The sequence below is a fragment of the Candidatus Hydrogenedentota bacterium genome (assembly GCA_019637335.1).
Classification (GTDB): Bacteria; Hydrogenedentota; Hydrogenedentia; order Hydrogenedentales; family JAEUWI01; genus JAEUWI01.
Map to the genome: position 1 here is coordinate 257012 of JAHBVV010000003.1, position 22074 is coordinate 279085.

A 22074-nucleotide genomic window follows, 5' to 3' on the forward strand; every position below is an offset into this window, starting at 1 on the left:
CTTTCATCGTTGGATTCAAGCGCATCGCGGCAATAGGGGCTTCCCGAAAGCGTTGCGCTCAAGATGGGGTTTTGCCGTGTAGGGTGGGAAGCGCTGCCGATAGGGTTCTTCGACCCTAACACGCCTCCCGCGGCTCCCGCAAGCCGAATCCGGGCTTTGAACCAAATTGGAACGATATCCCCGCGCTTGAGGAATCGAACGCACGAAATGCGGGCGATTCCACTTGCAATCCGCAGGCTCTTATGTTATACATAGGAAATAATACATAGGTCATCCTATGTATGAGAATGTGCATACCCGGAGGTTACCATGTCGGATGCCGCGATGGATCGCATTGACCCCCTGACCAAACTGCCCGGACGCGCCGCCTTCGAAGCCGATTTCGCGGCGCGGCTCGCGCGCAAGGCGAAGAATCCGGCCGTGGTGTCCCTCGCGGTCCTGGATATTGACCTGTTCGGCGCGATCAACGAGGCCCATGGCCGGGATGGCGGCGATCAGCTCATCCGCGATCTGGCGGAAGCCCTGCGCGCGCGCCTTGACGCCTCGTGCGCAGTCTACCGCTTCGGCGGCGACGCGATCGCGGCGGTAATGCCGGGCGTGGAGAAGGAGCAGGCCTTCCTCCAGATGGAAGCGTTCCGCACGGCCTGCGCGGGCGATCGGGAAGTGGCGGTGGCGGGGAAGACCGTACAAATCCCCGTGACGGTCAGCGCCGGACTCGCCAGCTACCCGGACGACGGCGACAAGGCCCCGGATGTTGTGCACAAGGCGAACGAGGCGCTGTACCGCGCGAAAGTAAGCGGCCGAAACAAGGTCTGCCTCGCTCGCGAGGAGAAGATGGTGACGAAGACAAGCCACTACATGCAGGGCCAGCTCCTCGGCCTGCGACGCCTCGCCGAGCGCAAGAAAATCGGCGAGGCCGTGCTGCTGCGCGAGGCGCTGAACGACCTGCTGCGGAAGTATAATGCGTGAGGAGGCTTTTTAGGCTTTAGGCTGTAGGCTGTAGGCTGTAGCGATTAAGTAGTGGGTCGTGAAGGTGGGTAGCGACATGACGCCGGGCAGGGGCCTGGCGCGGGCGTCCCTCCCGTGAACGAAGACCGAACAGGAATGTGGCACAGGCGGCCCGCCTGTGAAAAAACGCCGCAAGGCGCGCCGGAATGCGGATAAGCCCGAAAAGCTACAGCGCCGGAAGACAGCGCGTCGCGGCATAGCCACGTAGTGGCGGCATACCGTAGGGTGAAGCGAGGTCGCGCAACAGCGCGAACGAGCGAACCCTGGGTCAGTACGTCCCCCAGCATGGAACCCCCGAAGGGGGTGACGGAACAAACACGACACGGCAAACGCCGGGAGGTCGAACGATGCGCGAAAAAACCCGCTGTGGATGGGCGAAGGGCGACCTCGACATCGCCTACCACGACACGGAGTGGGGCGTGCCGGTGCACGACGACCAGAAACTCTTCGAGTTCATTATCCTCGAAGGCGCCCAGGCCGGCCTCAGCTGGAGCACGATACTGAAAAAACGCGAGGGTTACCGCAAGGCCTTCGCGAACTTTGAAGTCCAAAAGGTGGCGCGCTTTACCGAGGCGCGCCAGGAACAACTGCGCCAGAACCCCGATATCGTCCGAAACCGGCTGAAAATCGCCGCCGCCGTGGCCAACGCCCGGGCCTTCATTCAGGTTCAGGAGGAATTCGGCAGTTTTGACGCGTACATCTGGCGCTTCGTGGATGGAAAGCCCATAGTCAACCGCTGGAAGTCGCTCGCCGATCTGCCCGCGAGCACGCCGGTGTCCGACGCCATGAGCAAGGACCTGAAAAAGCGCGGGTTCCGATTCGTCGGCTCGACCATCTGCTACGCGCACATGCAGGCCACGGGCATGGTGAACGATCACGTGGTGGACTGTTTCCGCTACCGCGAACTCGCATGACCGGAGTGAGTATTCAATCGCGCGGCGCGCGTGCGCCGCGTTTACGCCAAGAGAAGAGGTAGGAAAAAATGGCCAGGAATATCTACGAGAAAATCTGGGACGCCCACGTTGTGGCGGAGCCCGAGGGACAGGACACGATCCTATACATCGACCGGCACTACGTGCACGAGGTCACGTCGCCGCAGGCGTTTGAAGGCCTGCGCCTCAACGGACGGAAGGTGCGCCGCCCCGAGCTCACCTTCGCGACCATGGACCACAACATCCCGACGACGGACCGGTCCGTTCCGATCAAGGATCCGCTCTCGAAGCAGCAGGTGGAAACCCTGAAGAAAAACTGCGAAGAGAACGGGATCGTCTGCTTCGACATGTACGACCGGCGTAACGGCATCGTGCACGTGACCGGGCCGGAGCAGGGCCTCACCACGCCGGGCATGACCATCGTCTGCGGCGATTCGCACACCTCCACGCACGGGGCCTTCGGCGCGCTGGCGCACGGCATCGGCACCTCGGAAGTCGAACACGTTCTCGCCACGCAGACGCTCCTCCAGAAGAAGTCGAAGACCATGGAGGTGCGCGTGAACGGCGCGCTCCCCGTCGGCGTCACCGCGAAGGACATCGTGCTGGCCATTATCGGAAAGATCGGCACGGCCGGCGGCACGGGCTACGTCATGGAGTACACCGGCGAGGCCATCCGCGCGCTCAGCATGGAAGGCCGCATGACCGTCTGCAACATGAGCATCGAGGGCGGCGCGCGCGCGGGCCTCATTTCGCCCGACGAGAAGACCGTGGAATACCTCAAGGGCCGCCCCTACCTCCCGAAGGACAGGTCCTTTGAGGAACTCGCCGGGGAATGGAAGCAGTGGGCCTCCGATCCCGGCTGCGCCTACGACCGCGTGGTGGAGCTCAATGCCGCCGACATCGAGCCGCAGGTCACCTGGGGCACGTCGCCGGGCATGGTGAAGAGCGTGAAGGGCAAAACGCCCGTGCTCGCCGAACTCGAAGGCAACGAACGCCTCGCCGCCGAGAAGGCCCTGCGCTACATGGGCCTCGGCGAAGGCGTGCCGCTCACCGAGATCAAGATCAACAAGATGTTCCTCGGCTCCTGCACCAACGGGCGCCTGGAGGACCTCCGCGCCGCCGCCAGCGTGATCAAGGGCTACACCGTGCACCCCGGCATCGAGCAGGCGCTGGTCGTCCCCGGTTCCTACGAGGTCAAGAAGGCCGCCGAAGCCGAAGGCCTCGACCAGGTCTTCAAGGAAGCCGGATTCGAATGGCGCGAGCCGGGTTGCTCCATGTGCCTGGCCATGAACGACGACATCCTCCAGCCCGGCGACCGCTGCGCCTCGACTTCCAACCGGAATTTCGAGGGGCGGCAGGGCAAGGGCGGACGCACGCACCTCGTGAGTCCCGCCATGGCCGTCGCCGCCGCCATCAAGGGCCACTTCGTCGACATCCGCGAGTGGCAGTTTAACTGAAACTATGGAGCGGGGACTTTCCAGTCCCCGAACGGGGACACGAATGTCCCCCCTCCTTGAGGAGATACACCATGCAGAAATTCACGACCTTGAAGGGCGTCGTCGCCCCGCCATTCCGTCATTCCCGCGAAAGGGGCTGTCGGTTTACTTAACTCACCCTACACTATGGAAGGAAGGAGCAGATTCGTCATCCTCGCGAACGCGGGGATCCAGCGACGCGATCGCGCAAACCTCCGAATTCCACTGGATTCCCGCTTTCGCGGGAATGACGCCATAGGGCGTTAGCACAAACTTGTAGGTTTTGACGCGTCCGCACCAGTTAAATCGACAGTCCCGAAAGCGGGAATCCAGTAACGCGGGCGAGGCCATTCCGTCATTCCCGCGAAAGCGGGAATCCAGGAACGCGGACGAGGCCACAGTAGAAATTCTCAAGAGCCCCGCTTTCGCGGAGAAGACATAAAACCACCGCGGCACATCCACCGCAGGAGATACACCATGCAGAAATTCACGACCTTGAAGGGCATCGTCGCCCCGCCATTCCGTCATTCCCGCGAAAGCGGGAATCCAGTAACGCGGGCGAAGTGACGATGGATGCTTTAGCAAGCCCCAAATGTGCGGCTATAACATAAAACCACCGCGGCACATCCACCGCAGGAGATACACCATGCAGAAATTCACGACCTTGAAGGGCATCGTCGCCCCGCTCGAAGCGCTCAACGTCGATACCGACCAGATCATCCCCAAGCAGTTCCTCAAGCGCATCGAGCGCACCGGCTACGAGGACATGCTCTTCTTCGACTGGCGCTACCTCGAAGACGGCAAGACGCCCAACCCCGATTTCGAGATGAACGCCCCGCGCTACCAGGGCGCCAGCATCCTCCTGGCGAAGGACAACTTCGGCTGCGGCTCCTCCCGCGAGCACGCGCCCTGGGCCCTCGACAACTACGGCATCCGCTGCATCATCGCGCCGTCGTTCGCCGACATCTTCTACAACAACTGCTTCAACAACGGCATGCTCCCCATCGTGCTGCCGTCCGACGTGGTTGATGGCCTCTTCCCCGAGGTCCGCGCGACCGAAGGCTACAGCCTCGAGATCGACCTGCCCAGCCAGACGATCACCAGGCCCAACGGCGAGACACTCTCGTTCGAGCTGAACGCCTTCCTCAAGGAGCGCCTCCTCAACGGCTGGGATCAGATCGGCCTGACCCTCCTCCACGACGCCGAAATCACGGCCTACGAACAAAAACGCGGCGTCGCATAGTCGGGGCGCTTCGCCCCTGTTGGCGGCCCCGCGCCAGGTTTGGCGCGGGGCATTTTCCTTCGAGGCTGTTGCTCCGACAGGAGTTGAGAGTGATGTGTATCAGCACCCAGATTCGTGATCAGGTAAAGGCATTGGTCTCAGAGGATTTGGAAAGGGCGCTTGTCATGGCCCGCGAGATTCCTGATCCGTGGTTTAGGTGCCAGGCCCTGTCGTTTGTGGCACTGCGCACCCAGGAGTTGAACGCCCGGAGAAGCCTGATTGCTGACGCCTTCCAAGCAGCGCTGCTCTTGAGAGAGCGGAATCGAGTTGTTAGCGTATCCGCCTGGCCCCTTCGAGTCATTGCGGAGTCGAATGACGCGAAGTGGACCGAGCTCGAGTGTAAACGCCTGCTGGAAATCATGAGCAAAGAACCCAGTCCGATCCGACGTGCGGACGCACTGGAGTTTCTAATTGGGGCAGCGGCCTATGGGCCGCGTTATGTGTTTGAATTGGTTTTGAGCGAGTTTCGCAATGCCTGCCTTACGCCCTTGTCGGGGGGACGGCGCAACAAGCGGGGCCAGTCGCAGTTGTATGGCGCGTTGAAGGTGATAGCCTTTGTAGACCCTGGAATGATCGACGAGTACGTGGCGTTAATCGACGGACCTGAATTGTCTGTGAGGGCCAGATCTTGGGCTGAAAGTATGGGTAGTATCCGGCAGAACTCTTTTCCGCCACATTTCTGACCGAATGAATCCGGGCCCGCGCGCCGGTAGGTCCCGGCTGGGGTCCACCCGCCCTACGCCCGCGGACGCCACGGAAAAAACGCGGGCGTCTTACGCGCGTATTCCTGGTAGGCCGGCCGGGTTTCCGCCATCCGCTTTTCCAGCAGCGGTACGCCGGACACCTTCAGCAGCAGCAGGGTCATCACGATCGGGCTCAGTATCGTGAAGCCCACATTGGGCGCCGGGAGCGCCACGAGAAACAGGCCCCACCACACCACCGCCTCGCCGAAATAGTTCGGGTGCCGCGTATAGCGCCACAGCCCCTGATCCATGACCTTCCCCGCATTTTCCGGGTTCGCCTTGAATCGCGCCAGCTGCCAGTCGCCCAGTGCTTCAATGAAGAGCCCCGCCCCGAATACCAGTGTGCCCGCCATCACCAGCGCGGACTCCGCCGGCACGGCGTTTTCCGCCATCAGCGTGATCTGGATCGGCAGCGCAATGAACCACGTCAGGAAGCCCTGGAGCAGAAAGACCGTGAAAAAGCTGATCCACGCGAAGCGGGCGCCGTGGTGTGCGCGCATCGCGCGGTAGCGGTAGTCCTCGCCCTTCTCCCAGTTGCGCCAGGTGATGTAGATGGCGAGGCGCGCGCCCCAGAGGAACACCAGGCCCGCCAGCAGCACCTTGTGCGGCGTGACCGGATCAACCGTGCGCAGCCCGGCAACGCAGACCAGGATAAAGCCCAGCCCCCAGAAGCGATCGGCGATGCTCGCGTCCCGCGCGGCGAGGCTGATCACCCACTGAACAACGGCAAAGGCCAGCAGGATAACGGCCGAAAGTAGCAGCATGGCGTGAGGTTCCTTCCGGCATCAGCGTACCCGTTCCGGCGAGCGAAGGTAAAGATTGCGACGGTTTGATGCAAATCTGGCTGAAATGCGCCCCCCAGGAGGTTGGGCATCCTGCCCGACACAACAAACGCCCACGCCATCACGACCGCGACATTGGCCGGCAAAGAGGCGCAGCCCCCAACGCCCCGTGCCACGCGATGGCGCCCCCGGCGCCTTCGTGTGCCTGGAGCAAGACGCCCCAACCTCGCCAGCGCTACCCCGCGCGAGCGCTACACAGGATCGCGGGCATTCCTGCCCGCGGCAACGAGTGCTGCAACACCCACAACACCCCACCCCTTCCAAGTCCACCCCAATCCACCAACCAACCCTCGCCAGCTTCACCCCGCACGAGCGGCGCACTCGGACCGTCGTTCGACCCATGTTCACCCGCCTCGAAATCCGAGGAAATGCAGTCAATTCGTCATTCGCGTGAATTCGCGTGAATTCGCGGTTCAAATTAACGCGTTTACAGCCAGATGCTGCCCCGCGCAATTCGCGGCCCTGTTTCGATGCCGGATCCCCGTTTTGAGACTGATACCCCCGACGGGCGCACGACCTCAGCACCAGGCTCTGAAAATCTAAACCACTGCAACACAGCAGGTTAACGTCCATAGGCCAGTTTGGCACGAAACCGGCTCATCACCCCGCAGACGCCCGATGCGGGCATGGACACAGAACAACCCCCGCAGGGGTGGAGGAAACACCAATGGCGACCATTAAGATTCAAGATCTGGAGCAGCGCGAAGTGTCGAGTGAAGAGGCGAAAATGGTGCAGGGCGGCTGGGAGCTCGAGAACGTGCGCATAACGTCGTATCAAGTCTCCGGCGGCAGCGAAAGCACCTTCACCGGCGGGGTGCGCGTCGCCACGGGCGATGTCAAAGGGTGACGGCTGTTCGCGGACTTCCCGCTGGCCGGCGGTCTTATCCCCGGAAGTAGATCCACACAAGCAGCACGAGCCCGAGGAGCACCAGCGTAAGCCCCAGATCGGCCCGGCGCCACGATGGCGACACCGGCTGCCCGAGCGGCGCGACGCCCCGGACGGTGGCGTGCGTGAGGCCCTGGACCCGGTTGGGGTCCGGGGCCCGCGTGATCAGGCTCACCACCACCAGCACCGCCGTGCAAACCCCGAAGAGCAGCAGGGCGTAGTGCAGGAAGTTGATCGTGGCGATGTACATCAGCGCGCCCTCTTCGCCGAGGCTGGCCTTGTTCAATTCCAGCGCGAGGCGGCCCATCCCCAGGGCGAAGCCGGTGAGCAGCGACGCGATGGCCCCCGCCGCGTTGACCCGGCCCCACAGCAGGCCGATCAGGAAAACCGCGGCGATCGGCGGCGCGATGTAGGCCTGCACGCTCTGGAGATACTGGTACAGCTGTTCGGAAACATTCGCCATCAGCGGGATCCACAGCAGCCCCAGCACCACGAGCACCCCGGTGGAAAGCTGCCCCACGCGCACGAGCGTCCGCTCGCTCGCGTCCGGATGCAGCTTGCGGTAGATGTCCCACGTGATGAGCGTCGAGCACGAGTTGAACACCGACGAAAGCGAGCTCATCAGCGCCGCGAGCAGCCCGGCAATCACCACGCCGCGCAGGCCCATCGGCAGCACCGTCGCCACCAGCACCGGCAACGCCTGATCGCTGCGTTCCAGCGCCAGCGCGCCCGACTGCGCGAGCACCATGGCGATGATACCGGGAACCACGAAAATGAACAGCGGAAGCTGCTTCAGCAGGCCGGCCATGATCGTGCCGCGCCGCGCATCGTCCTCGCCGTGCGCCGCAAGCACGCGCTGCACGATAAACTGGTCCGTGCACCAGTACCAAACGCCCAGAATGGGCGCGCCGAAGAGAATCCCCGTCCAGGGAAACGCGGGATCCGTCATCGGCTTCCACACCGAAAAGAATCCCGCCGGCGCGGCCTCGCGCAACGCGTCCCAGCCGCCGGCGTGCTGCAGGCCGATGATCGTGACCAGCACCGACCCGCCGATGAGCACGAAGACCTGGAGCATGTCCGTGTAGAGCACCGCTCGGAGGCCCCCCAGGATCGTGTACACGCCCGTGGCGACCACCACGAGCAGCGCGCCGGTCCAGAAGTCGATGCCCATCAGCGACTCGAAGACGATCCCGCCCGCCGCAATGGTGACGGAGATCTTCGTCAGGACGTAGCCCACCACCGAGATCCCCGCCAGGTACCAGCGCACGGCGGGGGAGTAGCGCCGCTCCATGAACTCGGGCATCGTGAACACGCCGCTGCGCAGGTAGAAGGGGACGAAGAACCAGCCGAGCAGCAGGAGCACGAGCGAGGCCTGCACCTCGAACTGCGCCACGGCCAGCCCGCTGGCCGCGCCCGTGCCCGCCAGGCCGATCAGGTGCTCCGATCCAATGTTTGACGCGAAGAGCGACGCGCCGATGACGAACCAGCCCACGTTGCGTCCCGCCAGGAAGTAGTCCGCACTGTTGCGCTCGTGATCCTTTTCGCCGCGGGAGGCCCACCAGGCCACCCCGAACACCAGCCCGAAATAGCCCCCGATTACCGTCCAGTCCACCGCATTGAGCATGGGCTTCTCTCCTTCGCCTTTGCCGCGCGCATACGCTATACTTTCCGCCACGCCCCGCGCGGCTGATGGTACTGCATCCGCGCGCGCGGTACAACTCCAGCACGGATGGGACAGGCCGGCATGGCGAAGTTGAAACTGGATCTGCACGAAATATACAACAAGGGCGACCGCATCGAGGTGGAGCTGAACCGGATTATCCGCGAGGCCGTGGAAAAGCGGATCAGCCTCGTGGAGATTATCCCCGGCAAGGGAAGCGGCCAGCTAAAGAAGAAGGTCTTGAAATTTCTCGAACGCGGAGAAATCAAACAGCTCTACCACCGGATCGAAAAGGACAGCAAGAATTTCGGGCGGCTGTTCGTGCATTTCCGGCATTGAGTGGGGGAAAGGCGATGTCCGACGAACACGCGATCCATCCCGCTATTGCGGCCTGGTCCGCGGCGCTGGATCCTTCCCGGGTCGACGCCTCCGCGGAGACCATCGCGCGCTATGCGCGCACCATGCAGCCCCACGGCACAGCGCCACGCTGCGTCCTCTATCCCGAGTCCGCCGCCGACGTCCAGGCCATCGCCCGCATTGCCCAGGAGCATGCCTGCCCGATTTACCCGATTTCCGGCGGGCGCAACTGGGGCTATGGCGACGCCTGCGCTCCGGAGCCGGGCGCGGCTATCGTCGACCTGGGCCGCATGCGCCAGATTCTCGAAATCAACGCGGAACTCGGCTACGTGGTCATTGAGCCCGGCGTCACGCAGCAGCAACTGTACGAGGCGGTGCGCGCGGCCGCGCCGGACTACTGGGTGGACATCACCGGCGCCGGGCCCGATGCGACGATCGCGGGCAATGCGGTCGAGCGCGGCTTCGGCCACACGCCCTACGGCGATCACGTGCGAAGCACCTGCGGCATGGCGGTGGTGCTGCCCGATGGACGCCTCCTGGAAACGGGTTTCGGCCACTACCCCGGCGCGAAAACGAAGCACGTCTATCCCTACGGCGTCGGGCCCATTCTGGACGGCCTCTTCCTCCAGTCCAACCTCGGCATCGTGGTTCGCATGGGCGTCTGGCTGTACCCGCGCCCCGAGGCCTTCAGCTTCTTTCTCATCCGCGTTCCTCGCGACGAGGACCTGGCGGAGGCCGTGGATCGTCTGCGACCCCTGCGCATGCACGGCATCCTCAACAGCGCGGTGCACCTGGGCAACGATCTTCGCGTCTTCACCAGCATGGACCGCTACCCCTGGGAACGCGCCGGCGGCGAAACGCCCCTGCCCCCGGCCCTGCGCGAGGAGCTGCGCGCCGAAACGCGGCTCGGCGCCTGGAACATCACCGGATCCCTCAGCGGGACGCCCGCACAGGTGCGCGACGCCAGGCGGCGGCTGCGGCGCGCGTTTCGCGGGCTCGGGCGCACCATGTTCGTCAATGATCGCAAGCTCGCGCTGGGCAAATGGGTCTGCGGATGGCTGAACCGCGCCGGTTTAGGGCGCACACTCAAGAAGCACCTCGACGCCCTCGATCCCAACTACGGCCTGCTCAAGGGCATTCCCACCGACATGCCATTGCAGAGCCTCGGCTGGCGCCTGCGCGACGCCGAGCCCGAACGCATCGTGGACCCCCTCGAAACCAGCGCGGGCCTGATCTGGCTCGCCCCGGTGCTGCCCCTGTGCGGCGCCGGCGCGCGGCAATTGCTCGATGCCGTCGAGCCCGTCTTCCACGCGCACGGCTTCGATCTGCCCGTGACCTTCACCCTGCTTAACGAGCGCGCCATGGTCGCCGTGCTCAACGTCTCCTTCGACCGGAGCGCGCCGGGGGAGGGGGAGCGCGCCGCCGCGTGCTACGAGGAAGCCGCCTCCGCAGCGATGGCCCTCGGCTTCATACCGTACCGCAGCAGCCCCCAGGGCATGGCCAAACTGGCGCTGCCCGGCGATGTGTTTTGGGAAGTCGCCGGCGAAATCAAGCACACCCTGGACCCCGGCGGCGTGCTCGCCCCGGGGCGATACATCCCCACCAGGCCGCGCTAGTCCCCGAAGATATCCCGTTCGCCGCCGCGGACTTCGGGCAGTTTATCCTCGTAGACCTCCACGCCGCGCTCATCGCGTAGTTTCTCCATCATGGCGGCGTAGGCGATCGGCGCCGCCAGCATCGGCGTCGCCTCTTCCAGCGTTAACGTGCGCGCGGGCCGGTGCTCCAGGACCTTGAACACCAGGTAGGTCGCCGGCACCGTCTGCTGAACCGGCTGGCCGCTTGCGTCCTGCCCCGCGCGCGCATACTCCGGCATGTACAGCGGCCCGAGGATGTCGCCCTCCCGGGCGCCCGAGGCCTGGTCCCAGAAAGTCTGGAAGCGCGTCAGGCTCGGGTTGTTCTCAATGTCCGATTCAATCCCGTAACGCATACTGCGCGCCAGGTATTCTTCGAGGATGGCGTCGAACGACTCGCCGTTGTTCACGCGCTCGCGGACCCGGCTCGCCTCCGCGCTGGATTCCGGATCCGACGCGGGGAACTGGAGGCCGAGGAAGGTCATGCCCTCGAAGGTGTGCAGTTGTTCCTGGTTGATCTCATATTCCAGACGGAGCGCCTCCGGGTCGAGTTCGATCTCCCCGTTACGGAACGCCTCCGCCGCAAGCGTGTGCACCGCCGCCTCGCCCTGCATCTGCTCGATGAGCCGATCCGTTTCCTGCTCAATGATGTTCTTCATTGCCTGGATGTCCGCCGCCCGAAGGTTGTACACCTTCATCAACTCCGTCTCCTCGCCATCCTTGGGAACCGGGACCGACCACATGTGCCGGTATTCCTGCTCGCGGTCGCCGCTCTGCTTGAAGAACTGCTCGCGCGCCATCTCCCGATCGATGTTCAGCTTCCCCTCCTGCGCCATCTGCTGCCCGAGCGGCATCTTGATCTGGCGGTCAATGTACTGGTCGAGCACACGCCGATAGTCCATCCGCGACCGGATGATCGGGCGCTCGTCGTCGTCCATCTCGTAGATGAGCCGGAAAAGATCCCCGCGCGTGATGCTCTTGTCCCCGATCTTCGCGACCACGATGCGATCGGTATCCGCAATCAGCCCGCAACCCGGGCCGGTGAAAAATGCGCCGCTGACGACGAAGACAAGGGCGGCCAGGCCGCCCAGGTACTGCTTACCACGCCACATGGCGATACTCCTTGGGTATAGGGGGCCGGCGCGCCGCCGGCTGCCAGACATCGCCGGTTATAGTAGCACCGGGCCGGGGCGTGTGCAAAAAAGAACGGCGCGCCGCAATGGATATGCCGTTGGCTGGACAGGAGGGGGCAATGCGGCGCAACGGATGGCGCCGGCGCCGCGTCGTGAAAGCCTTCAGGCCGCCGGGCCGCGCCTCTCCTGCGTCCGGACGGGGAAGTGCAGCAGGAAGCAGGCGCCGCGTCCGTCCCGGGGCATCAGCGTGACGTCGCCGCCGTGTTTGAGCATGATGTTGCGCACCACGCTCAGGCCGAGCCCCGTGCCCTTCTTGCCCTTCGTGCTGAACAGCGTCTGGAAGATGCGCGGCCGGTGTTTGTCCGGGATTCCGGGGCCCGTGTCCCGGATCTGAAGGAGAATTTCGCCGTTCTCGCAACGCGTCTGGATGTGTATCTCCTGGGACTCCTCCTGATTCTCCATCGCCTGGCACGCGTTGTAAATCAAGTTGAGGATCGCCTGCCGGACCAGCACAAAATCGCCGACGCAAATGGAGATTTCAGTACTCAGTTCCGTGTGCAACGCCACCCGCTGCCGGTTCAGCAGCGGCTGCGCGACGTCCAGGCACACTTCCACCGCCGAATTGATGTCAAAGGGCATCAACTCCTCCGGCGAGTGCCGCAGGAAATTCATCGTCGACCGCACCAGCTCCGTGCAGTGGCGAACCTGCGATTCCATCGTGCCGAGGCGCTTCGCCAGGCTCTCCGCCGTGGGATCCGCGCTCAGCAGTTCGAGGTGCGTGCCCAACACGGAAAGCGGTGTGCCCAGGTCGTGCATCGTCCCCGATATCAGCCGCCCGAGCGTCTCGAAGCGGTTGGCCTCCATCGCCAGACATTCCAGCGCGCGCCGGTTCATGTCCCGGCGCCGTTTCTCCATGCAGGCCTGGACCTTCTCCTGCATCGTCTCGTGGTCGAATGGCTTCTCCAGGTAGGCGAAGGCCCCGTATTCAATCGCCTTCATCGCCGTGTCGAGTTCGCCGTAGCCCGTGAGGATGATAAACTCCGTATCGAAGCCCCGGCGCCGCGCCTCCCGCAGCAAATCAATGCCCGTCTTTCGCGGCATCCGGATGTCCGTGATGACAATGTCCACAGGCTCCTGTTCAAGGTGTGCCAGGGCGGACTCCACATCGTTCGCCAGCGCCACCTCATACTCCTCCTTCAGCAACACGCGGAGGGACTGGCGCGGGCCATTTTCATCGTCCACAATCAGGATGCGCGACGTATCGTCCAAGTTGAGATCGCCCAGGGACTGGGCCGTGCTGCGGGTGCTTTTCATAGGCTCCGGGCCGCGGCTGGCGGCGGCGTGTCGAACCGGCTCCGCCGAGGCGACCGCCAATTGATGCTCCAGGGGGGTTAAGAGCGGGGATACCAGTTCCACGGCGAACTCCATTCCAGGGATCAAACCAGACCACACCATTGTCCGTCCGGATCGCAGCGGCCTCGTGTCGATGGCGCTGCAATTTCGGACGGCTGCCCATAAGTAAGCACAAATTACGCCAAAACTGCGAAATGGTATAACATGCTGTAAAGATATCGGTTATGGGGCCTGCGTTGTCGGCGTCCGATGTACATTTTTGTACGAAGGGCGTTCAGGCCCGAGAATGTGTACAGAAATGTGCAGCGCCGAAGGGCTTTCCAATGCGCCAGCGTGGAACATAACGCACGTCCAGGTTTTCTTTTTGAGTTGTCCCCAAAAAGTGCGCATATTCCCGATTAAGGCATATTCACATCGTGTTCGCGCCATCGAAAAACGCCCTTGTATATGGCGCCGGAACGTGATAGACTTCTGCAATTGAAATCGCAAGGAATTCGTTCGATGCATACCCCGTCAGGCCAGAACAAAACCATGTGCACCGCGACGCGCGTAAACGCCGTGGTGTGGCGCGCCATTGTACGTGGCGGCGCCCGGCCTGAGGTGACGTATATGCACTGACGAAATCCAGCAACATTCAGTAGCGCATACCAGGCCGCGGGCGAAAGCGAATCGCCCGCGGCTTTTTTCGTACCCCACGGACGCGGCCTCCGGGCCGGCCACAACCCAAACCCAAGAAGGAATACCCCAATGAAACACGTAATCACCACCGTACCGAACAACGCCATGTGTGTAGCCTCCGCCGCCGGGACGCGACTGCGCGCAACCAGCCGATGGTTCATCACGGGACAGGGTGACAGTGAACAACGATTCAGGGAAAGTGAACAACGTTATGGCCAGCTATAATCCAGATTTCTGGGAGGTCCCCACCGAGTCCGCCACGCTCGATCGGGTGCCTTCGACCGAAGCCCTTTATTACGAATCCGACGAAGATCGGGAGCGGCGCTACGCCATGCAGGCCTTCTACGAGGAAGTGCGCCCCTCCGTCAACAGCTTCATCGAAAATTGCCTCACGCGGCGGCAGCAGGAGGTGGTGAAGCTCTACTACTACTACGGGAAGACCCAGGAAGACATCGCGGTCATTCTCCAACTGACCCAGTCCACCGTCAGCCGGCACCTCTTCGGCACCGTCCGCGGCGGCAAGAAGGTGGGCGGGGCGATTCCGAAACTGCGCAAGCTGGTCGACCAGAGCGATGACCCGAAGATCTCGGGGGCGCTCGCGGCGCTCCAGGGCAAACTGCGGGAGGCGGTTTGATGGCGCGCGCGGCCCAGTTTTTCCAGTATTCTCGCGATGCGCCCGCCCGAATGTTGCACCGGTCCCCCCTGCGTGTTAGAATACCTTCAAAGGGGATCCGGGCACTCGGCCCGGACGGCGTGCGCCGCTGGCGATACCCGAAAACAGTGCAAAAAATCCGGGTATTGCTTGACAGGCCCTGAGCATTGTGGTTAAATGGTGGTTACAGAGTACCGTGTACTTTGTATGACCATGGAACAACGCGGAAAAACTTGTTTCAGTTGAAGCGAAGAAGGAGAACGACCGTGATGAAACGATTGATCGCATTGGCTCTGATTGCCGCCCTCTGTGGATTTGGTGGCAGTGCGGAAGCCGCAAAACAGTGGGACGACATGTCCTGGTGGGGCAACACGGGCGCGACGCCCGAGCCGACGGCCGACACGAAGGGCCGTTCGGGGTACTGGTGGTGGCCGAAAGAGCCCGCTTCCAACGCCAATGACGGCGAGCTCTGGGGCAACCGCGGTATCGTCTACCACAGCCCCTGGCAGAAGCCCATGGTGGAGGAAGAGACCAAGCCCCCGGCCCCGCCGGTTGAACAGCAGCCCGCGCCGAGCCGTACCGCTATCGTGCTGAACAACGTCCTGTTCGACTTCGACAAGTCGAACCTGAAGCCGGAGGGCAAGGCCGAACTGGACAAGCTCATCGCCGAGATGCAGAAGTTCCCGGGCGACACGGTCGTGGTTATCGGCCACACCGACAGCATCGGCACCGACGCCTACAACATGGCCCTCGGCCAGCGCCGCGCGGACTCCGTGGCGGCCTACCTGTCGGCCAACGGTATCGACGCCAGCCGGATCGCCACCAAGAGCATGGGCGAGAGCCAGCCCGCGGTGCCGAACGACACCCGCGCGAACCGCGCGCTTAACCGCCGCGCCGAGTTCGAGATCACCCTCGGCAACTAAGCCGCGCGTGACGCGAAACGACGTACCTTCAGCCCGGCGCCTTTCGAGGCGCCGGGCTTCGTTTATGCCGGGGCCGCGCCCCGCGATATCGGAATGGAGCCGCGCATGACCTCGCTGGACGCCGCCCTGGATCGTTACCTCGAGATGGCCGTCTTCGAGGCCGGACTCGCCGAGGCAACGCTCGCGGCCTATGGCGCCGACCTCCGCCGATACACCGGCTTCCTCGTCGACAACGGGGTGACCGATCTGGAGGCGGTGATGCGCGAGGACATCCTCGATCACCTCGGGGGCCTCATCGCGAGCGGATTGCAATCCCGCTCGATCGCGCGCCACCTGAGCGCCATTCGCCGCTTTCATCAGTTCGCCCGCGACGAGCGCCTGGCCCCCGGCGACCCCTCCGAGGGCATCGAGACGCCGCGCCTGCCGCGCCTGCTCCCGCACAGCCTCTCCCGCGACGAAGTCGAGCGCCTGCTCGCCGCGCCCGCCGCCTGCGAGGATGAAGTCCGCGCGGCGCGCGATTCGGCCCTCCTCGAACTGTTCTACGCGTGCGGCCTGCGCATTTCCGAACTGGCCAACCTGCCGGTCAACATGATCAACCTGGAAGAGAGCGTCGTGCGCGTGCGCGGCAAGGGCAGCAAGGTCCGCCTGATCCCGCTCGGCGCCCGCGCGCGCTCCCTGCTGCTCGCCTGGCTACAGTTTCGAAACGCCGGGCCCCGCAAGGACGACACGCTCTTCCTCAACGCCGCCGGCAAGCGTCTCGGCCGCGCGGCCGTGTGGAAAATCGTGAAGCACTGGGTCCGCGCCGCCGGCATCGCCAGAAACGTCACGCCCCACATGCTGCGGCACAGCTTCGCCACCCACCTCCTCGACAACGGCGCCGACCTCCGCGCCGTCCAGGAACTCCTCGGCCACGCCGACATCGCCACAACCCAGATCTACACCCACGTCAGCACCGCGCGCCAGAAAGAGGCCCACCGTAAATTCCACCCCCGCGCCTGAGGGGCGGCTGACAGTTGACAGTTGACAGTTGACAGTTGACAGTTGACAGTTGACAGTTTTGCGCTGCACCGATTAGGTTGGTTTGGGCTTGTTTGGTGTACGTTCGACCCAGGGGCTCCGGCATTCCAGTCTGAGCGTATGGTGTCGCAAACCTTCCCGCCCTCGGCGCCACCAGACGCGACCAAAACCACCTGCAAAAGAAAGTGGCACAGGTCCATGACGCGCCGGAGGCGGGCGTCCCGCCTGTGTTCCGCGCCGAAGGCGCGCCAGGGACCCGGACATTCCCGTTGGTTCATCCGGTTTGGTCGTACGGGATTATTCACAGGCGTTTCTTCGTGCCCGAATTATCCGGAACCGCCAATGTATGCCGGTTGGAGCCTCAGTTGACGAAATCGGTTCGACTGGTCTTTCGGCCCGAAGGGCCAGTGCAGCTCCCAGCCCCGGGCAACGCCCGGGGAACACGGGGACACCACCTTCTCCGCCCTGAAAGGGCAGCGCAGTGGTGAGCCAGTCCAGCGTTTCCGAAGTTCAACTGCGCTGTCCGCCTTCGGCGTATCTTCGGCCCATTCAGGGCGTATAAGAAACCCGCCACTCAAACCCCTGCGTTGGCCCTTCGGGCCGAAAAGAGTGCGTTGGCATCCAGTTCTGCTGCCGAGTACACCGTCTGCGCTACAGAAAAGGTCCAGGGAATCTTCTATCCGCTCATAACGTCGCCGCCTGGAAATGAGAACCGGGCAATCGGCTCAGATCGGCCGTCACCGTTGCCGATGTACCTTCAAACCGGATGAGCCTTCCTGTCTGAGCAGGACTGGGACGGTGAAAATCCCACACTCACGTATGCGTCGTGAAGATCGGCTTCCAGGGCGCCGGCTCCGTGTCGTGCGGCGTGTCGTACAGGATTGGCTGGTACACCACCTGAAACGGTTCAGCCCGCCGCTCGTAGAACCAGTCGGCCAGCAGTTCCAGGCCCTCGGAGCCCGCCTCGCGCAGCGGCAGCCACACATGCGCCCGCGCCTCCGAAACAACCGCCGCCCGGTACGTGTAGGTCCACTCCACGATATCCAGATTCTCGCCCGGCATGCGCCCCGCGCGCCGGGCGCCCTCGCGGATGCTCCCGCCGTCTTCCGCGCCGCTGCTTTCGACAATCGCCGTGACATCCCGCTCCAGGAGAAGCCGGTGCGTCAGGCGCGCGTTCTGTTCCGTGTCGAAGCCCGCCGGGCGCACCAGCGAATCGTCAAAGGGAATGCCCGCCTCCTCCAGCGCGCGCCCGTAGCCCCGGCGGCGCTCCACCCCCGGCTGGAACCCGTCCAGGCCGAGCAACAGCCCGACCCGCGTGTGCCCCTGGTCAATCAGAAACTTCGTGCTCAGATACGCCGCCGCCTCATAATCCACCGTCGCGCAGGAGACCTCCGGGAAGCTGTCCAGCCGCCCCATGACCATATACGGGCAGCCCGCGTCGTGGATCCGGTGAATAATCGTGTCGTGCGTCCGCAACGGACCCGCCACGACGCACGCGCCGAAGCGCTGCTCGCTCACGCCCCGCGCATAGTCGTACTCGTCCCCCCGGAGCGGCGGATTCAAGTCGAATCCGATGAATTCGCCCGACTGGAAGATCCGGTTGAGCTCGAAAAAGAGCCAGCTCAGCACATCGTCGCTGATCGGGATAATATCGTGCGGCGACGTGACCGCCACCCCGATGCAGTCAATGCGCTGGCGGCGGAGGCTGCGCGCGCCGGAGTGGGGGTGGAAGTTGACCTCCCGCACAAACGCCGCCACGCGCTCGCGCGTGGCCCGGCCGACGCCCGGCTGTTCGTTGATGACGCGGCTCACCGTGCGCGCGGAAACGCCCAATTCGTGCGCAATGTCGTGAATCGTGTAGCGGCCTGGAGTTCGTTGCGCCATGGCTGGATGCGGCTCTCCCGTGTTCCACCCGCTGCCTACACACTAGCACACCGGTCACGGCCGGGGCGATCCGGGTGGCTACGGGGTCAGGTGGATCTCGCCGAACTGTTCGAAATAATAGACGAACTTGAACGCGGATTCGTCTTCCGGCACGCCGGCCAGGATCCGGAGCCGCAGCGGGCCGTGGTACTTCATGCCCTCTTCCTCCTGGATTTGGCCATCTACGACCAGCTTAATGTCCCGAACCCCGAAGCATTTGTCCATATCGTCCAGGCCCTTGTAGCGCATGGACAGCGGGGCCAGCATCAGTTCGCCGGGTTCCCAGTGGGTGAAGCCGCTTGTGCGCGGCTGCGGCGTAATGGTCACGTCAATCCAGACATAGCGAAGCGGGCGATCGGGCGCCCCGTTACAGCCCTCGCCCTCGCCCTCGTCCTCGTCCTCGTCCTCATCCTCATCCTCGCCGTTACCATCCGCGTCCGCCGGTTTCTCCGCCCACGCGTGCCCGTGCACCGTGCACGTGGCCCCCGCCAGCGCCTTCCCCTTCATCCGGAACGGCGTGGTGAACAGCCGCATGAAAAGCGCCCCCACCAGCTTCTTGACGAGAAACACGAGAATGAACCACCCCGCAATCAGGATGCCGCCGGTCAGATAACTGATATACCCGAAATACATCGCCGCCAGCACCGCCGCCAGCAGCGCCAGCCGGACCGGCTTGATGCGAAAGCGGCGTTCCGCCGCCGGCGCATCATTCGATGCGTCCTCCGCCTCCGGAATCTCCTCCGCATCCTCCGCCGCGGGCTCGTTGGCCCAGAAGGCCTGCTGGGGCGCCGCGTTCTGCCGGGTCAGCGCGGCGGCCACGCGATCCCGCACCGGCTGGATCTTCTCATAACGGAATTCGTTAAGCAGCCGGTCGCACACCGCCAGCGATTCCGAAAGGCGGCCGAGCTGCTCAAACGTCCGCGCCTTCGCGTTCAGCAGGCGGTGATTACTGGGAAAATGCTGCTCCAGCGCCTCCAGTTCGACCAGCACATCCTCATACCGGCCGTACGTGAAGAGCTTGTCCGCCTTGCGGAAACGGTCCTGCGCCTCTCTGCTGTCCATCCAGCCAAGTTCCTCCCTGGGCTTCGTTGCGCACAAAACCCCAGCCCTGAATTTCCCGATTGCCACGAGTTCAGAACGAAAGCCACCCCCGCACGATCCGGCGCTATAGTGTGCCGCGCATTCGAAGAAAGTCAAGCATCCCGAGAAGCCCGCGCCCGCCCCGGCCAGGCGCCCGCCTCGTGCCACGCGATGGCGCCCCAGCGCCTTCGTGTGCCTGGAGCAAGATGCACCCAACCCACCCAGCGCTACCGCACACGAGCGATTCCAGATCCCGGACGGCCAGGCGCCCGCCTCGTGCCACGCGATGGCGCCCTAGCGCCTTCGTGTGCCTGGAGCAAGGCCTGCCCAACCTGTCCAGCGCCACCGCACACGAGCGATTCAACACCCCGCCCCAACCTACGCCGCCCCGTGTGTACGCCGCAACTGCCCGCACGCCGCGTCGATATCCTGTCCCTTCTCCTTCCGCATCGTGACCTTCAGGCCGCCGGCCTCCAGCATGCGCTGAAACCGCGCGCAGGCATCCGGCGGCGACGGCGTATACGGCAGCCCGGACACCGGGTTCCACGGGATCAGGTTCACCGACGTTTTCAGCCCGGCGCAAAAGCGGAGCAATTCGCGGGCGCATTCCGGCGTGTCATTCACGCCATCCAGCAAGGTCCACTCGAAGGTGATCTGGCGTTCCGACCGCTCCACGTAGTCCACCAGCGTCTCGTGAAGGCGTTCCAGCGGGTACTTGCGGTTGAGGGGCACCAGCTCGGATCGCAGCGCGTTGTTCGCCGCATGCAGCGACACGCTCAGGCGGACCTGCCAGTCCTCCGCCGCGAAGCGGGCGATTTCCTTGATTTCGCCCGCGGTCGAGACGGTGATTTTCCGCGCGCCGATGCCGACCCCGTCTGGATCCATCAGGAGCCGGATACTGCGCACCACATTGTCATAGTTCCGCATTGGCTCGCCCATACCCATATAGACGATGTTTGGGGTGCGGTCCGCACCCGGTTCGTCGCGCAGGAAATACAGCACCTGCTCCACGATCTCGCCCGGGCTCAGGTTCCGGGTAAACCCGGCCAGCCCCGTCGCGCAGAAGCTGCACTTGAGCGCGCAGCCCACCTGCGACGAGACACAGATCGTGGCGCGGTCCCGATCGCGAATCAGCACCGACTCCACGGTCTCGCCGTCGTGCAGCTGGAAGAGCGCCTTTTTCGTTCCCGTGCGTTTGGAAACCTGCATCTCCGCCAGCGTCAGTTGCGAGGCCGAGGCCTCCGCCGCGAGGCGCTCCCGCAGCGGCTTGGCGAGATTCGTCATCGCGGCGAAATCAAACACTTGCTTGCCGTGGATCCACTGAAAGATCTGGCGGCCCTGAAACGGTTTCAGGCCAAGCTGCTCGGCCACCGTTTTCTTGTCCAGGTCGGTTAAGGGAATTCGGGTCATCGTTCACTTTCTTCCCGCGCGCCGCGCACTTCGCGAAAGCCCCGGGAGAGCAGATCGCGCCGCACGTCCTCCACGTCCTCCACGGGCCGGGGCTCCGCGCGGTTAACCTGGGGGTTCGACTGGACTTCAAAGCTCAACTCCCCGTCGCCATCCGGCAGGAACGAGGTCGTCTTGCCCGCCATGTACACGCCGTCCACGCGGCCGTAGTTCTCGTACACCGTGCGCGCCACCCGCGACCCGTCCCGGCCAAAGAGCGTGCTCTCCACCACGAACCAGCCCTCCGGACCCGGCGCGACAACCAGTTCCCGTTCAAGGCGGCGCGGGCGATCCGCGGCAAACACCGCCACCACCGCGCGGCGCGTTTTCGGGTCATACTCCAGAATCCGCAGGCTTTCCTCCGCCACGCCCCGCAGCGCGTCCACGAGGAAAAACTCGCGGAAGATCAACGACGGCGCGATGTCCAGGGCGACATCCTCGAAGCGGTCGCCTTCCCGCCCGTAGTAGAAGGTCTGCTCCTGCGGAACGTCCAGCAGGAAAACCGGGCCGTCGGCGTAAATGTTGACCGATTGGCCCACCTTGAAGGCGCGGGCGTAGAAGCGCCCCGGGCGCAGGTAACGCACATGGCTCCGATCGAAACGCTGCGTCGCGGCCTGCCCCGGCAGGCGCATACGGATGGTCCCGCCGCTCGAAAAATTGGTCACGGCCCGGTCCGGGGCCGTCAGGTCCGCCAATATTTCGCCCGGCGCCGGGGCTCCAGCCGGGAGATCACCCCCGGGAGCGGCCGTCTGGGGCAGGTGCTGGCATCCCGCCAGGCCGGCGAGAATAATCAGGATACAGAGTGGGTAGTGTCGCATGGAGGGTCTTTGCGCCGGAGGGCGGGGCAGTCGCATTTAAAGTCGATCTCGGTATATGGGCGTAAACTTGAGTCGATTTGGAACCTTGAATCAACGATAGTGAGCGTTTTGGAGCGCCGGCATCCGTGCCGGCAAGGTCCGGGATTCGCCGCAGGCGAAATGCCAGCGCTCCAACACGCGCCCTTTATAAGATTGAAGGTGGTTCATGTGGCGCTCGGCTCGAGTTGGAAGTTTA

The 22074-nt window shown here is 63.9% G+C and carries 19 protein-coding genes; 11 read left to right on the top strand and 8 right to left on the bottom strand.

The window, feature by feature from the left end; genetic code table 11:
• The first annotated feature begins 309 nt into the window (after positions 1-309).
• The 5 genes from KF886_06295 (at position 310) to KF886_06315 (ending at position 5380) form a co-directional block, all read left to right on the top strand.
• On the top strand, positions 310-969 hold the full coding sequence (locus KF886_06295) for a diguanylate cyclase (protein MBX3176947.1): 660 nt from the start codon (positions 310-312) through the stop codon (positions 967-969).
• A gap of 386 nt (positions 970-1355) precedes the next feature.
• Positions 1356-1922, top strand: coding sequence for a DNA-3-methyladenine glycosylase I (locus KF886_06300; protein ID MBX3176948.1), 567 nt, complete (start codon positions 1356-1358; stop codon positions 1920-1922).
• A 68-nt stretch (positions 1923-1990) separates the two neighbouring features.
• Positions 1991-3397 carry a 3-isopropylmalate dehydratase large subunit gene (leuC, locus tag KF886_06305; GenBank protein MBX3176949.1) on the top strand — a complete coding sequence of 469 codons (1407 nt, stop codon included), beginning with the start codon at positions 1991-1993 and terminating at the stop codon, positions 3395-3397.
• A gap of 664 nt (positions 3398-4061) precedes the next feature.
• On the top strand, positions 4062-4658 hold the full coding sequence (leuD, locus tag KF886_06310; protein ID MBX3176950.1) for a 3-isopropylmalate dehydratase small subunit: 597 nt from the start codon (positions 4062-4064) through the stop codon (positions 4656-4658).
• 92 nt (positions 4659-4750) lie between these two features.
• Positions 4751-5380: a hypothetical protein gene (locus KF886_06315; GenBank protein ID MBX3176951.1), complete on the top strand. Its 630-nt coding sequence runs from the start codon at positions 4751-4753 to the stop codon at positions 5378-5380.
• A gap of 53 nt (positions 5381-5433) precedes the next feature.
• Here KF886_06315 and KF886_06320 read toward each other — a convergent pair whose 3' ends face one another.
• A complete protein-coding gene (locus KF886_06320) occupies positions 5434-6204 on the bottom strand; it encodes a DUF1295 domain-containing protein (protein MBX3176952.1) in 771 nt (256 codons plus the stop codon).
• A gap of 745 nt (positions 6205-6949) precedes the next feature.
• On the opposite strand from KF886_06320, the gene KF886_06325 reads away from it, so the two are divergent.
• The gene (locus KF886_06325) at positions 6950-7129 is read left to right on the top strand and encodes a hypothetical protein (GenBank protein MBX3176953.1); all 180 of its coding nucleotides are present in this window, start codon (positions 6950-6952) and stop codon (positions 7127-7129) included.
• Between the two features lie 34 nt (positions 7130-7163).
• On the opposite strand, the gene KF886_06330 is transcribed toward KF886_06325, so the two are convergent.
• Positions 7164-8792, bottom strand: coding sequence for a sodium:solute symporter (locus tag KF886_06330; protein ID MBX3176954.1), 1629 nt, complete (start codon positions 8790-8792; stop codon positions 7164-7166).
• Between the two features lie 120 nt (positions 8793-8912).
• Here KF886_06330 and KF886_06335 point away from each other — a divergent pair, with 120 nt between their 5' ends.
• On the top strand, positions 8913-9167 hold the full coding sequence (locus tag KF886_06335) for a Smr/MutS family protein (GenBank protein ID MBX3176955.1): 255 nt from the start codon (positions 8913-8915) through the stop codon (positions 9165-9167).
• A gap of 14 nt (positions 9168-9181) precedes the next feature.
• Positions 9182-10801: an FAD-binding oxidoreductase gene (locus KF886_06340; protein MBX3176956.1), complete on the top strand. Its 1620-nt coding sequence runs from the start codon at positions 9182-9184 to the stop codon at positions 10799-10801.
• On the opposite strand, the gene KF886_06345 is transcribed toward KF886_06340, so the two are convergent.
• A complete protein-coding gene (locus KF886_06345) occupies positions 10798-11928 on the bottom strand; it encodes a hypothetical protein (protein ID MBX3176957.1) in 1131 nt (376 codons plus the stop codon). The two genes, KF886_06340 and KF886_06345, sit on opposite strands and share 4 nt — an antisense overlap.
• Positions 11929-12111: 183 nt before the next feature.
• A complete protein-coding gene (locus tag KF886_06350; GenBank protein ID MBX3176958.1) occupies positions 12112-13365 on the bottom strand; it encodes a hybrid sensor histidine kinase/response regulator in 1254 nt (417 codons plus the stop codon).
• Positions 13366-14191: 826 nt separating this feature from the next.
• Between KF886_06350 and KF886_06355 the strand changes: the two genes are divergently transcribed.
• The 3 genes from KF886_06355 to xerD all read left to right on the top strand — a co-directional run bounded on the left by KF886_06355 (position 14192) and on the right by xerD (position 16554).
• Positions 14192-14614: a sigma-70 family RNA polymerase sigma factor gene (locus KF886_06355; GenBank protein ID MBX3176959.1), complete on the top strand. Its 423-nt coding sequence runs from the start codon at positions 14192-14194 to the stop codon at positions 14612-14614.
• 287 nt (positions 14615-14901) lie between these two features.
• On the top strand, positions 14902-15555 hold the full coding sequence (locus KF886_06360; protein MBX3176960.1) for an OmpA family protein: 654 nt from the start codon (positions 14902-14904) through the stop codon (positions 15553-15555).
• 105 nt (positions 15556-15660) lie between these two features.
• On the top strand, positions 15661-16554 hold the full coding sequence (xerD, locus tag KF886_06365; GenBank protein ID MBX3176961.1) for a site-specific tyrosine recombinase XerD: 894 nt from the start codon (positions 15661-15663) through the stop codon (positions 16552-16554).
• An 831-nt stretch (positions 16555-17385) separates the two neighbouring features.
• On the opposite strand, the gene KF886_06370 is transcribed toward xerD, so the two are convergent.
• From KF886_06370 to KF886_06385, 4 genes are all read right to left on the bottom strand, one after another.
• Positions 17386-18456 carry a LacI family DNA-binding transcriptional regulator gene (locus tag KF886_06370; protein ID MBX3176962.1) on the bottom strand — a complete coding sequence of 357 codons (1071 nt, stop codon included), beginning with the start codon at positions 18454-18456 and terminating at the stop codon, positions 17386-17388.
• Between the two features lie 78 nt (positions 18457-18534).
• Positions 18535-19557 carry a hypothetical protein gene (locus KF886_06375; protein ID MBX3176963.1) on the bottom strand — a complete coding sequence of 341 codons (1023 nt, stop codon included), beginning with the start codon at positions 19555-19557 and terminating at the stop codon, positions 18535-18537.
• A gap of 396 nt (positions 19558-19953) precedes the next feature.
• Positions 19954-20985 (bottom strand): 23S rRNA (adenine(2503)-C(2))-methyltransferase RlmN, encoded by a 1032-nt coding sequence (gene rlmN, locus KF886_06380; protein MBX3176964.1) that lies wholly within the window; start codon positions 20983-20985, stop codon positions 19954-19956.
• A complete protein-coding gene (locus tag KF886_06385) occupies positions 20982-21839 on the bottom strand; it encodes a hypothetical protein (protein MBX3176965.1) in 858 nt (285 codons plus the stop codon). The genes rlmN and KF886_06385 overlap by 4 nt, the downstream gene beginning before the upstream one ends.
• Between the last annotated feature and the right edge of the window lie 235 nt (positions 21840-22074).